The 13,091-nt window shown below is 70.5% G+C and carries 12 protein-coding genes; 10 read left to right on the top strand and 2 right to left on the bottom strand.

Annotated features, from left to right (window positions below; translation table 11 throughout):
* The 5 genes from QN315_RS00855 to prfA all read left to right on the top strand — a co-directional run bounded on the left by QN315_RS00855 (position 1) and on the right by prfA (position 5,984).
* Entirely contained in the window at positions 1-1,116 is a 1,116-nt protein-coding gene (locus QN315_RS00855; protein WP_323991103.1) for a nitronate monooxygenase, read from the top strand.
* A complete protein-coding gene (locus QN315_RS00850; RefSeq protein WP_323991102.1) occupies positions 1,113-2,261 on the top strand; it encodes a RodZ domain-containing protein in 1,149 nt (382 codons plus the stop codon). The genes QN315_RS00855 and QN315_RS00850 overlap by 4 nt, the downstream gene beginning before the upstream one ends.
* A 114-nt stretch (positions 2,262-2,375) precedes the next feature.
* Positions 2,376-3,524, top strand: coding sequence for a flavodoxin-dependent (E)-4-hydroxy-3-methylbut-2-enyl-diphosphate synthase (gene ispG, locus QN315_RS00845; RefSeq protein ID WP_323991101.1), 1,149 nt, complete (start codon positions 2,376-2,378; stop codon positions 3,522-3,524).
* A gap of 127 nt (positions 3,525-3,651) precedes the next feature.
* Positions 3,652-4,899: a histidine--tRNA ligase gene (gene hisS / locus QN315_RS00840; RefSeq protein ID WP_323991100.1), complete on the top strand. Its 1,248-nt coding sequence runs from the start codon at positions 3,652-3,654 to the stop codon at positions 4,897-4,899.
* A gap of 14 nt (positions 4,900-4,913) precedes the next feature.
* Complete coding sequence (gene prfA, locus QN315_RS00835; RefSeq protein ID WP_323991099.1) at positions 4,914-5,984, top strand: peptide chain release factor 1; 1,071 nt, start codon at positions 4,914-4,916, stop codon at positions 5,982-5,984.
* 96 nt (positions 5,985-6,080) lie between these two features.
* On the opposite strand, the gene QN315_RS00830 is transcribed toward prfA, so the two are convergent.
* Positions 6,081-6,476 (bottom strand): T-complex 10 C-terminal domain-containing protein, encoded by a 396-nt coding sequence (locus QN315_RS00830; RefSeq protein WP_246285725.1) that lies wholly within the window; start codon positions 6,474-6,476, stop codon positions 6,081-6,083.
* A gap of 120 nt (positions 6,477-6,596) precedes the next feature.
* On the opposite strand from QN315_RS00830, the gene prmC reads away from it, so the two are divergent.
* Both prmC and QN315_RS00820 read left to right on the top strand, forming a co-directional pair.
* A complete protein-coding gene (gene prmC / locus QN315_RS00825; RefSeq protein ID WP_323991098.1) occupies positions 6,597-7,517 on the top strand; it encodes a peptide chain release factor N(5)-glutamine methyltransferase in 921 nt (306 codons plus the stop codon).
* A 277-nt stretch (positions 7,518-7,794) separates the two neighbouring features.
* Positions 7,795-8,235, top strand: coding sequence for a DUF4167 domain-containing protein (locus QN315_RS00820; protein WP_323991097.1), 441 nt, complete (start codon positions 7,795-7,797; stop codon positions 8,233-8,235).
* Positions 8,236-8,306: 71 nt separating this feature from the next.
* Here the strand turns inward: QN315_RS00820 and QN315_RS00815 are convergent, their stop codons facing one another.
* Positions 8,307-9,572, bottom strand: a complete 1,266-nt coding sequence (locus QN315_RS00815) for an adenosylmethionine--8-amino-7-oxononanoate transaminase (protein WP_323991096.1) — start codon at positions 9,570-9,572, stop codon at positions 8,307-8,309.
* An 86-nt stretch (positions 9,573-9,658) separates the two neighbouring features.
* Here QN315_RS00815 and QN315_RS00810 point away from each other — a divergent pair, with 86 nt between their 5' ends.
* The 3 genes from QN315_RS00810 to bioD are packed head-to-tail and all read left to right on the top strand — an operon-like array spanning position 9,659 to position 13,058.
* A complete protein-coding gene (locus QN315_RS00810; RefSeq protein ID WP_323991095.1) occupies positions 9,659-10,888 on the top strand; it encodes an 8-amino-7-oxononanoate synthase in 1,230 nt (409 codons plus the stop codon).
* Positions 10,885-11,616: an alpha/beta fold hydrolase gene (locus QN315_RS00805; RefSeq protein WP_323991094.1), complete on the top strand. Its 732-nt coding sequence runs from the start codon at positions 10,885-10,887 to the stop codon at positions 11,614-11,616. The genes QN315_RS00810 and QN315_RS00805 overlap by 4 nt, the downstream gene beginning before the upstream one ends.
* Complete coding sequence (gene bioD / locus QN315_RS00800) at positions 11,613-13,058, top strand: dethiobiotin synthase (RefSeq protein ID WP_323991093.1); 1,446 nt, start codon at positions 11,613-11,615, stop codon at positions 13,056-13,058. Before QN315_RS00805 ends, bioD begins: the two co-directional genes overlap by 4 nt.
* Positions 13,059-13,091 lie beyond the last annotated feature (33 nt).

Raw genomic sequence — 13,091 nt, 5'->3', positions numbered from 1 at the left:
ATGATGGACGATTTTTCCCCGCCCCCCGAGGGCAACGAACAGGCCCACGACACGGCGGCGCCTGACGCCGCGCATGACACCGCTCGTTCTGCTGCGCGTGCGCGGCTCGACCGCCTCTGGTCCGCCGGCACGGGCTTCCTCGGCAGCCGCTATGCCATCCTCGGCGGCGCCATGTCGTGGGTCAGCGAACGCAACCTGGTCTCGGCCATCTCCAACGCCGGCGGGTTCGGCGTGCTGGCCTGCGGCGCGATGGAACCCGACCGCCTGGCCGAGGAAATCGCCGCCACCCAGGCGATGACCAGCCGCCCCTTCGGCGTCAACCTGATCACCATGCATCCCAGGCTGGACGACCTGGTCCGCGTCTGCCTCGCGGCGAAGGTGACGCATATCGTCCTGGCCGGCGGCATCCCCCCCGGTCCGGCGATCCGCGCGATCAAGGACGGCGGCGCGCGCGCCATCGCCTTCGCCCCGGCGCTGGTCCTGGCCAAGCGCCTGGTCCGCATGGGCGTGGACGCCCTGGTGATCGAGGGCGCCGAGGCCGGCGGCCATATCGGCCCGGTCTCGCTGACCGTCCTGGCGCAGGAGGTCCTGCCCTTCATCCGCTCGGTGCCGGTCTTCGTCGCGGGCGGCCTGGGCCGGGGCGAGGCCATCCTGTCCTATCTCGAACAGGGCGCGGCCGGCGCGCAGCTCGGCACCCGCTTCGCCGCCTCGGCCGAAAGCATCGCGCATGACCGCTTCAAGGCCGCCTTCGTCCGCGCCAACGCGCGCGACGCGGTCGCCTCCATCCAGCTCGACGAACGCTTCCCCGTCATCCCGGTCCGCGGCCTGACCAACGAGGGCACGCGCGCCTTCCTGCGCCACCAGGGCGAAACGGTCCGCCGCTTCCTCGACGGCGAATTCACGCGAGAGCAAGCCCAGCTCGAGATCGAGCATTTCTGGGCCGGCTCACTGCGCCGCGCCGTCATCGACGGCGACGTGGAAAACGGCTCGGTCATGGCCGGACAATCGGTCGGCATGATCAGCGCGGTCCAGCCGGTCGCCGCCATCATCGCCGAACTGGTCGAACAGGCCGTCGACGCGCTGGTGCGGCGCGACAATCCGGCGGAGGAGATGTGAGCGAGGGCGCCGCCGCCTCATCCCCGGCCGGCGCGTCCCGCCCGGCCGAACCGCCCGGCGGCGTCGGCCCCACCCTGCGCGCCCGCCGCGAACAGCTCGGCTGGGCGCTGCCGGATGTCGCCACCTGGCTGCGCATCCGCCTGCCGACCCTCGAAGCGCTGGAGGAGGGCCGTATCCAGGACCTGCCGGGCAATGTCTACGCGATCGGCTTCCTGCGCACTTACGCCCAGGCATTGGGCCTGGACGCCGAATCCCTGGCCACCCGCTTCAAGTCCGAGACCAGGGGCAGCATCGACACCAAGCCCGAACTCTCCTTTCCCGAACCGGTGCCCGAACGCACCATGCCCGCCGGCGTCATGGCGCTGCTCGGCGGGGTGGTGATCGTCATCGCCTATATCGGCTGGTACCGCATGACGGACGTCCAGCCGCCGCCGCAGCCGGTCCCGTCCGTGTCATCGGCCATTCCCGGCCTGGTCCGCCAGGGGACGACCTCCCCGCAGGTCGCCTCCGTCCTGCCGCCGGAACGGCCCACCGCCCCGCCGCAGCCGCTGTCCAGCGCCGAGAAATCCGCGATCACCGCCGACGACATGCCCGCCACGCCGGCCACGCCCGCCGCGCAACCGTCCCCGCCGCCCGCCTTGCCCACGCCCGTCCAGCCCGCACCCGCGATACCGGCCACGCCGGCGCCCGGCGCCACCGACGCAGCCACGCCCACCACAACGCCCACCACAACACCTGGGCCCGACCTCGCCGGGCCGAGTCTCGCGCCGTCGCCCGTGCCCGGCCAGATCACGCTCACCGCCACGGCCCGCACCTGGGTCCGCCTGCGGCAGGCGGCCGGCCCTGTCCTCTACGAACATGTCCTCCAGCCGGGCGATAGCTGGTCGATCCCGCCGGACAAGGCGAACGTCCTGCTGACCGTCGGCAATGCCGGCGGCCTGGTCCTGACCATGGACGGAATCACCACGCCGCCGCTGGGCCGCCCCGGCGCGGTGCGGCACAATCTCGTCCTCTCGCCCGACGCCATCCGCAACGGCAGCATCGCCGCGCCCGCGCCGGCCGGCGCCCCAACAGCCGGTGCCCCGACAGCCGGCGCGCCAACAGCCGCCACCGCCACCGCCCCACCGGCGGCCATCCCGCATTAGCGACTACTCTGGCCAAACCCGCCGCTTTTTGGCAGGAAGCACCAAACGGGTATGCGGCCATCCGTCAGGCCGTCGGATAGAACCGTGTTATCAGCCTCATCCGGAGGGCAGACCATGAGCAGCTATCGTCCGTACCAATATATCGAACGCCGCAAGTCGCGGCAGATCCATGTCGGCAAGGTTCCGGTCGGCGGCGACGCGCCCATCTCGGTGCAGACCATGACCAATACCCTGACCACGGACGCGGCGGCGACCATCGCGCAGATCCGCCGCGCCGAACTGGCCGGCGTCGACATCGTCCGCGTCTCCTGCCCCGACGAGGAAAGCACCGCCGCCCTGGCCGAGATCGTGCGCGAGGTCAACGTGCCGATCGTCGCCGACATCCATTTCCACTACAAGCGGGCGATCGAGGCCGCCCAGGCCGGCGCCGCCTGCCTGCGCATCAATCCCGGCAATATCGGCAGCGCCGAACGCGTGCGTGAGGTCGTGAACGCCGCCAAGGACCATAATTGCTCGATCCGCATCGGCGTGAATGCCGGCTCGCTGGAACGGCACCTGCTCGAAAAATACGGCGAGCCCAACCCCGACGCGCTGGTCGAAAGCGCCCTCGAACACGCCAAGATCCTGCAGGATCACGATTTCCACGAATTCAAGATCAGCGTGAAGGCCTCCGACGTCTTCCTCGCCGTCGCCGCCTACCAGCAACTGGCCGAAATCTGCGACCACCCGCTGCATATCGGCATCACCGAGGCCGGGTCCAAGCGCGCCGGCACCGTCAAATCCTCGATCGGCCTGGGCAACCTGCTGTGGGCCGGCGTGGGCGACACGATGCGCGTCTCCCTCTCGGCCGAGCCCGAGGAAGAAGTGCTGGTCGGCTGGGACATCCTCAAATCGCTGGGCCTGCGCCATCGCGGGGTCAAGATCATCTCCTGCCCGTCCTGCGCGCGCCAGGGCTTCAACGTGATCCAGACCGTCCAGACGCTGGAAGAACGCCTGGCCCATATCCAGACTCCGCTGACCCTGTCGATCATCGGCTGCGTCGTCAACGGCCCCGGCGAGGCGCTGATGACCGATATCGGGCTGACCGGCGGCGGTTCGGGCCGCCACATGGTCTATTCCGCCGGCCGGCAGGACCACACCATTGCCGCCGACTCGATGATCGACCATATCGTCGACCTGGTCGAGCAGAAGGCCGAGCTGATCCGCGCCGAGGAAGAGGCCGCCAAGGCCGAGGCCGAATCCGCCCTGGCCCCGGCCCGATAGGGCCGAACCCGCTCGCCCTTCGCCGCATCCCGGTACCGCTCGCGGTCCCGGGCGCGGCGCCGTCCGCCCCGGCCATGCCAATTCAGGGGCACCCGAATTCAGGCCCAGATTCAGGAATCTCGTCTCCGTGAGCAGCTTGCAACCCGTCCGTGGCACCCATGACCTGATCGGCGAGGCCCAGCTTCGCCACGCCCATGTGGTCCAGACCGCGCGCCGGATCGCCGGGCTGTACGGATTCGACGAATGGACGACCCCGATCTTCGAGGATACGCGCGTCTTCTCCCGCTCGCTGGGCGACACCTCCGACGTGGTGTCGAAGGAGATGTACACCTTCGAGGACCGCGGCGGCGAATCGCTCACCCTGCGGCCCGAGGGCACCGCCGCCATCTGCCGTGCCCTGGTCACCAACGGCCTGACCCAGTCCCTGCCGCAGAAAGTGTTCTACGCCGGCCCGATGTTCCGCTACGAACGGCCGCAGAAGGGGCGCTACCGCCAGTTCCACCAGATCGGCGCAGAGCTGATCGGCGCCGCCGAACCCCTGGCGGACGCCGAGACGATCGCCATGGGCCGCGACATCCTCGCCGCCCTGGGCATCGCCGGCGACACGGTGCTGGAACTCAACACGCTGGGCGACGCCGAAAGCCGCGTCGCCTGGCGGGCCGCCCTCATCGCCTATTTCACCGACCTGCGCGACCAGTTGTCCGAGGAAAGCCTGGCCCGGCTCGAACGCAACCCGCTGCGCATCCTCGACAGCAAGGCGCCGCAGGACCGCGCCCTGGTCGCCGACGCGCCGCGGATCGGCGCCTACCTGACCGAACCCGCCCGCGCCTTCTGGGACGGTCTGCGCTCCGCGCTGGACCTGCTGGGCGTGCCCTTCCGCGAAAATCCGGGCATCGTGCGCGGCCTGGATTATTACGGCCACACCGCCTTCGAATTCGTCACCGAGCGTCTCGGGGCCCAGGGCACCGTGCTGGCCGGCGGCCGCTATGACGGGCTGGTGGCCGAAATGGGCGGCCCGCGCACCCCGGCCATCGGCTGGGCGGGCGGCATCGAACGGCTCGCCATGCTGCTGGACGCCACCCCGGCGGCACCGCGCCCCGTCGCGGTGGTCCCGTTGGGCGAGGGCGCGTCGGCCACCGCGCTGCTGCTGCTGCAATCCCTGCGCGCCCGGGGCGTCCGGGCCGAAATCGCCTATCGCGGCAACGCCAAGCGGCGGATGGAACGCGCCAACCGCATCGGCGCCACCCATGCCATCCTGATCGGCGAGGACGAGGTCGCGCGCGGCGTGGCGCAGGTCAAGGCGCTCGATGACGGCACCCAGGCCGAACTCGCCCTGGACGCCGTCGCGCCCTACCTGGCCGGGCGGGACGGCTGACGGGAACGCGCGCCATGGAACTCGACGACAGGCTGGACCGGATCGCCGCCCGGTCCGAGGAACTGCAGGCCATGCTGTCCCAGGGCCTGGCCCAGGGCCTCGACGGCGAGGCCTTCAGCAAAGCCTCGCGCGAATATGCCGAACTCGAACCGATCGTCGCGCGCATCGGCGAACTGCGCCAGGCCGAACGCGAGGAGCGCCAGTCCCAGGCCCTGCTGGCCGACCCCGACCTGCGCGAACTGGCCCAGGCCGAACTCGACGCCCTGCGCGCGCGCATCCCCACGCTGCGCCAGGACATCCGCATCGCCATGCTCCCCAGGGACGAGGCCGACGAACGCAGCGCGATCCTCGAAATCCGGCCCGCCGCCGGCGGGGACGAGGCCGCCTTGTTCGCCGCCGAACTGTTCGACGCCTATCGCCGCTATGCCGCCCTGCGCGGCTGGCGGTTCGAGGTGATGGAATTCGACGAATCCGAACTGGGCGGCCTGCGCTCGGGCATCGCCAACATCACCGGGCGCGGCGTGTTCGCGCGGCTGAAATACGAATCGGGCGTGCACCGTGTCCAGCGCGTCCCCGCCACCGAAAGCCAGGGCCGCATCCACACCTCGACGATCACCGTCGCCGTCCTGCCCGAAGCCGGCGAGGTGGACGTCCAGGTCAATGACGACGACCTGCGCATCGACGTCTTCCGCGCCTCGGGCGCCGGCGGCCAGCACGTCAACAAGACCGAGAGCGCGGTGCGCATCACCCACCTGCCCACCGGCCTGGTGGTCGCGATGCAGGAGGAAAAGAGCCAGCACAAGAACCGCGCCAAGGCGATGAAGATCCTGATGGCGCGGCTGTATGAGCGCGAGCGCGCCGCCGCCCACGCCTCCCGCGCCGCCGACCGCAAGTCGCAGGTCGGCACCGGCGACCGCTCCGAACGCATCCGCACCTACAATTTCCCCCAGGGCCGGGTAACCGACCACCGGATCAACCTCACGGCCTACAAGATCGACCGCGTCATGCAGGGCGAACTCGACGAATTCATCGACGCGCTGATCCAGGACGACCAGGCCAGCCTGCTGGCCGCCGAGGGAATATAGTGTCCGGCCCGAGAAATTCTCATGAGAATTTCTCGGATCAGCAGGCCACTAAAATATTGATTCTAGTGGCCTGATGAGGCGGAATCACGCTCCAGGCTACGAGGTCGGCGCGGCGCACAGGCCGGCGCGGCCCGGACGGCGCTCCACCACGGACGGGTCATCCGGGTCGGCCAGATAGAATTCGGTAAAGTTCCGCGTGCCCAACGCGTTCAGCACCTGCCCGTCGGGATGATGCAGCACCCCTTCGCCATTGACCTCGTGCGTCTCGGTATGCCCGTCGGGCATGCGTATGGTAATCTCGCCGCACAGGACATAGCTGTGGTTCAGCCGTCCTGCCGGGGTCTCGATCCGCACAATGCGCTGCGGGGTCCCGGCATCCAGCCGGATGGTGGCCGCCAGTTGGTCGTCGATATAGAAACGCGATATTTCCGAAATCTCGGTCGCCGCCCGCCCGTCGACCACGGTAAAGGACCCGGCCAGGGCCGGCTTCATCGGCGCCAGGATGGCGCAACCCGCCGTGACCACGCCAAGAATCGCTCCCTGAACTGCAAGGATTCCCGATGACCCGCTCATACGATTCATACAGGCAGCTTAGGACGGATCGTCCCTGACATGAAGATCAACGATCCGGCATCGCCCGTATCGCCCATATCGCCTGAAGCGCCCGCGACACCGGCCGAATCGTCCCTGTCGCTTGTCGCCGTGCTGGCCGAAGCCACCACGCGGCTGGCCGGGGCAGGGATCGACACCCCCCGGCGCGAGGCCCGGCTGCTCATGGCCCATGTCCTGGGCACCGACCTGGCCGGCCTGCTGGCGCGGGGCGCGCTCGACGCCGCCGAGCATGCGGCCTTCGGCGCGGCGCTCGCCCGCCGCGCGGCGCATGAACCCATGGCCTACATCACCGGCCATGCCGGATTCTGGTCGCTGGACCTGGAAACCTCGCCCGCCACGCTGATCCCCCGCGCCGACAGCGAAACGCTGATCGAGGCCCTGCTGGTCCAGCGGCCGGACCGCGCCGCCGTGCGCACCATCCTGGATCTGGGCACCGGCACGGGCTGCCTGCTGCTCGCCGCCCTCGGCGAATATCCCGGCGCCTGGGGCGTCGGGGTGGACCTCGCCCCGGCGGCGGCGGCGCTCGCCGCGCGCAATGCCCGACGCACCGGGCTCGCGGGGCGCTGCGCCATGCTCGCCGCCGACTGGGCCGCGCCGCTCCAGGGGCGCTTCGACGTCGTCTTCAGCAACCCGCCCTACATCCCCAGGGGCGACCTGGCCGGCCTGATGCGCGATGTCCGCGATCACGAACCCATGCGCGCGCTCGATGGCGGACCGGACGGACTCGATGCCTACCGCCATCTCACCTTCCTGCTGCCGTCGCTGCTGGCCCCCGGCGGAATTGCGATCTTCGAAGTCGGAATCGGCCAGGATCGCGATATGCCCGCCCTCGCGCGCGCAGCGGGCCTTGACATCGCCGCGATCCGCACCGATCTCGGGGGCATCCCACGCGCCGTCCTGATGCAACGCGCTACGGCCTGAGCCAAAAAAACCATTTGGCAGACGTAGGATGAGAGAATAAATTGACCAGGGAATGCAGGCAGGGGCCTTGACCCTCATGAAACTGCCGCATCCCGGATCCTGACCACATGACGACAGGTATGATCGCCATCGCGGGCAGGGTCGTGCATATCCCGCATAGCGGAATCGGGATCGTAAGCCGGGCGGCAGCCGGGCGCCAACTAGGACAATAGGGGACTGACGGTCCCGGCGGTCGCGGAACAGCGGCGATCGTTAACAGGAAAGTGCTGCGACACTTATGAATATGAAACGCATGCGGGGCCGGCACCATCGCTCTGGCGGCAGCAACGGCGGCGGCGGCAGTACGCGCCAGCATAACGGCCAGATCCCTCTCAACCGGAACCATGTCTTCGACAGTAACGGTCCGGATCTGCGCATCCGCGGCACCGCGCAGCAGCTATTCGAGAAATATCTTCAGCTCGGCCGCGACGCCAGCGGCTCCGGCGACCGCGTGATGGCCGAGGCTTATTTCCAGCACGCCGAACATTATTTCCGCATTCTTAACGCCATGACCCAGGCGGCGCAGCAATCGCAGCAGGAGCGTCAGGACCGCCAGCCCCGCCACCGCGCCAACACGGTCGAAACCGATGAAGGCGATCCGGCCGACCCCGCCGCCACGGACGACCCGCCGGCCGACAAGGACAAACCCGACATCCAGTTCGCCCCAGCGGAGATCTGACCCCACGAGATCTGACCCCACGAGATCTGACCCAAGACCCGATCCGGCGCGGCGGCGGAGGCCGCGCGGGCTCACGGCGGATCGGCCAGCACGGTCCTGATCGCCCCGGTCAGCTTCGCCAGCTCGCCGGGCGTGATGGTAAAGGACGGCGTCAGATAGACGATGGTCCGGAACGGCCTGACCCAGACGCCCTGCTCGACCAGCCGGGCCTTCAGCCGGTTCATGTCGCCGATCCGTTCCAGCTCCACCACGCCGATCGCGCCCATGACGCGCACGTCACGCACGCCAGGCAGGTGGCGGCACGGCTCCAGCTCCGCGCGCATCTGCGCGCCGATCGCCGCGACCTGTTCCAGCCGGGGCTCGCCGGCAAACAGGTCCAGCGACGCATTGGCACAGGCGCAGGCCAGCGGATTGGCCATGAAGGTCGGCCCATGCATCAGCGCATGCAGCGGATCATCCGACAGGAAGGCCGCGAAGACATGCCGCCGCGCCACGGTGGCGGCCAGCGGCACCGTGCCGCCCGACAGCGCCTTGGACAAGGTGATGATGTCGGGGACGATCCCGGCCTGCTCGCAGGCGAACAGGCTGCCGGTCCGCCCGAACCCGGTAAAGACCTCGTCCAGGATCAGCAGTACCCCATGCCGGTCCGCCAGGTCGCGCAGGAAACGCAGGCTCGCCGCGTCATGGAACAGCATGCCGCCGGCCCCCTGCACCAGCGGCTCGACCAGAATCGCCGCCACCTGTCCCGCCTCGCGCGCCATCAGCCGCTCCAGCGCGTCGCGCGACGCGTCGTCCCGCGGCAGGTCGGCAATGAAATGTTCGGGCAGCACGCCGGCGAACAGGCTGTGCATCCCTTCCTCGGGGTCGCATACCGCCATGGTCGCCAGCGTGTCGCCATGGTACCCGCCGCGAAACGCCACCAGCCGGCTCCGCCCGCGCACGCCGCGATTCAGCCAGTACTGCACCGCCATCTTGATCGCGACCTCGACCGCGACCGACCCCGAATCGGTAAAGAACACCCGCTCCAGGTCGCCCGGCAGCAGGTCGGACAGCCGCCGCGCCAGGCGCAGCGCCGGCTCGTGCACCAGCCCGCCGAACATCACGTGCGGCATGCGCGCCAACTGCGCCATCGCCGCCTGGCGGATATGCGGATGGTTATAGCCGTGGCAGGCCGTCCACCACGACGCGATGCCGTCGACCAGTTCCCGCCCGTCGGCCAGCCGGATGCGGCACCCCTCGGTCGCCACCGCCGGCAGCGGCGGCGATACGGTGCGCATCTGGGTATAAGGCAGCCAGATATGGGGAAGCCCGGCCCCCAGCCAGTCCGGTCCGCTCATCGTCACTCTCCCCCGGACCCAGGTCCGCAATTGACCGGCCCCCGGCGGTCCGGCAGAAAACGTCGCTTCATGGCAGACACCGCTTCATGACCCGTTTCGATCCCTATTTCCAGTCGGCGCTCGATGCCTTGTCCCGGCAGCATCTCCGGCGCGACCTGGCGCCGCTCGCCCATCACGGCCCGGCCATCGTCCGGCGCGACGGGGCGGAATTGCTGAATTTCTCCTCCAACGACTATCTCGGCCTGTCCCGCCATCCCGCCTTGCGGGACCGGGCGATCGACTGGACCCGCCGTTTCGGCACCGGCAGCGGCGCCTCGCGCCTGGTCACCGGCACCACCGACCAGCATCGCCTGGTCGAGGAAAAGCTCGCCCGCTTCAAGGGGACCGAGGCCGCGCTCCTCTTCGCCTCGGGCTGGCAGGCCAACGCCGCCGTGCTGCCGTCGCTGTTCCGCCTGTCGCGCGAACAGGCGGGCGCCCCCGCGCTGGTCTTCACCGACCGCCTCAACCATGCCAGCATGCACCATGGCTGCCAGGCCGCCGGCGTCCGGCAGGTCCGCTTCGCCCATAACGATCTCGACCATCTCGATCAGCTTCTGACCCAGCGCCGAGGTCAGGCCGGCCTGCGCTTCATCGTCACCGAAAGCGTCTTCAGCATGGATGGCGACCGCGCCGACATCGCCGGCCTGCGCGCCCTGGCCGACCGCCACGACGCCTTCCTCTATCTCGACGAAGCCCACGCCACCGGCGTGCTGGGGCCGCAGGGCAGGGGCCTGTCCGCCCAGAATGAGAATATCCAGGACGAGAATGTCCAGAGCGGCCCCCACCCATCCGGCGGGGCCGATCTCGCCATGGGCACGTTCAGCAAGGCGATGGGCAGCTTCGGGGCCTATGTCGCGGGCTCGCGCGCCCTGTGCGACTGGCTGGTCAGCACCTGCTCCGGCTTCATCTACACCACCGCGCTGCCGCCCGGCCTGCTGGGCGCGATCGACGCGGCACTCGACCTGGTGCCCACCATGGACGCGGCCCGCGCCCACCTGTCCGCGATCTCCGACCGGGTCCGCACCGGCATCGCCGCCCTGGGCTGGGACACCGGCGCCTCGACCACCCAGATCGTCCCGGTCATCGTCGGCCCCGCCGACCGCACGCTGCAACTCGCCCGCACCCTCACCGACCACGGCATCCTCGGCAGCGCCATCCGCCCGCCGACCGTCCCCGCCGGCACCGCCCGCATCCGCCTCGCCCTCAGCGCGGCGCATGATGATTCGATGATCGACCGCCTGCTGCGGGCCCTCGCGGCGGGAACGGGGCCGGCATGACGATGCCGGTTCCCGCCCCCTCCGAACGCCCCGGCCTGCTGCTGGTCCATGGCTGGGGATTCACCCCGGATTTCTGGAACCCGGTCCTGGACCGGCTGGACCATCCGGATCCCGTCACGCTCGATTTCGGCTTCTTCGGGCCGGACTCGCTCGCCGCGCGCCCAACCCGCCCCTTCGTTGCGGTCGGCCATTCGCTCGGCGCGCTCTGGCTGCTGCTGCACCGTTCCGAAGCCTGGGTCGGCCCCTGCGCCGGTCCCTGCGTGGGACTGGTGCTGCTCAACGGCTTCGCCCGGTTCGGCGCCGCCCCCGACTATCCGGGCGTCGCCCCCCGCATCATCGACCGCATGGCGCACGGACTGGACAGCAACCCCAACGACGTCGTCGCCACGTTCCGCGCCCGCGCCGGCATCGCGACCCCGGCACCCGCCCCGGCCCGGGCCGACCGGCTGGCCCACGCCCTGCGCCTGCTGCGCGACGCCGACGCCCGGGCGACTCTCCCGCCGGACGGAATGGCGACCCTGCGCATCCTCGCCGGCCGGCAGGACCCGATCGTCCCGCCCGACATGACCACCGCCAGCTTCCCCGCCCCGCTTCCCGTCGATTGGGTCGAGGATGGCGGCCACCTCCTGCCGCTGACCCATCCGGCACGCTGCGCCGCCCTCATCGCGGACCTGCTGGCCGCGGTCCCGCCGGCTCGGGGCGCCGATCCCGCGAAAGATCACCCATGACGGCACGCAAGCACCAGCTCGCCGCCCGCTTCGGCGCGGCCACCGAATATGACGGCGCGGCACGCATCCAGCACCTGGTCGCCGCCCGCCTGGCCGAACACATCGCCGCCGGCGCCCCCCCGCCGGCCCGCATCCTCGAACTCGGCTGCGGCACTGGCTTTCTCAGCACTCATCTGCGCCGCCTGTTCCCCGACGCGGACCTCACCGTCACCGACCTGGCGCCCGAAATGGTCGCCCGCGCCCGCCAAAGGCTGGGCGAGGACGGCAAGACCCGCTTCCTGACCCTGGACGCCGAAGACCCGGCCGCCGCCGGCAGCGGCTATGATCTGATCTGCTCCAGCCTGTCCATGCAGTGGTTCGCCGACCGCGCGACCACGCTGGCGCGGCTGGCCGCCCTGTTGGCGACCGGCGGCATGATGGGGTTTTCCACCCTCTGCGCCGGCAGCTTCGCCGAATGGCGCGCCGTGCACCAGGCCGCCGGCGTGCCCTGCGCCACCCCGGCCTATCCCGATACCGCCACCCTGCAGGCGGACTGGCCCTGGCCGGGGCAGGGCAGGTGGCAGACCGAAACCCTCATCGACCGGCCGGCGTCGCCGCTGGCTTTCCTGCGCGAACTGCGCCAGATCGGCGCCTCCCTGCCACGGGACGGCGCCCGGCCGCTGGGTGCCGGCACCATGCGCCGCCTGCTGGCCGCGCTGGATGCCCAAGGCGCTACCCAGGGCAGTCCCCGGCACGACGCCCAGGGCGCGCCCGTCACGACGTATCGGATCGGCTACGGCATGTTCCGCGCGCCGCCGCAAAAGGGGGTGTTCGTCACCGGCACCGATACCGGGGTCGGCAAGACCCTGGTCTCGGCCTGCCTCGTCCGCGCCTGGGGCGCCCGCTACTGGAAGCCCCTGCAGACCGGCATCGCCGAAGAGGCCGCCGACGCCGACACGCTCGCGGCGCTCGGCGCCTGCGCGCCCGCCGCCATCCATCCCGCCTTCGCCACGCTGGCCGCCCCGCTCTCGCCCCTCGACGCGGCCGAACTGGCCGGCACGCCGCTCGACGTCTCCGGCATCGCCTTGCCCCCGCCCGCCGATCCCCGCCCCCTGGTGGTCGAAGGGGCAGGGGGCGTCATGGTCCCCGTCACGGCGGACTGCATGATGATCGACCTGATCGCCCGCTTCGCCCTGCCGGTCATCCTGGTCGCGCGCAGCGGGCTCGGCACGATCAACCACACGCTGCTGACCTTGCAGGCCCTGCGCGAACGCGGCATCGCCGTGGCCGGAATCGTGCTCAACGGCCCGCCCTCCGCCGCCGCCCGCCGGGCGGTCACCCAATTCGGCCACACCCGCATCCTGGCCGAATTCCCCCATCTTGACCGGATCGGCCCGGACCAGGTCGAAACCCTGGCCCGCACGCTGCCCGATTTCGCGACGATCTGGCGCACGCGGGACTAAAAGGGGGGCGGGACGGGCCATCAGCCCCGTCCC

The organism is Nguyenibacter sp. L1 (genome assembly GCF_035199985.1).
Taxonomy (GTDB): Bacteria; Pseudomonadota; Alphaproteobacteria; order Acetobacterales; family Acetobacteraceae; genus Gluconacetobacter; species Gluconacetobacter vanlangensis.
The sequence above is the reverse complement of the archived record's forward strand: the minus strand, read 5'-3'. Positions and strand labels throughout refer to the sequence as shown.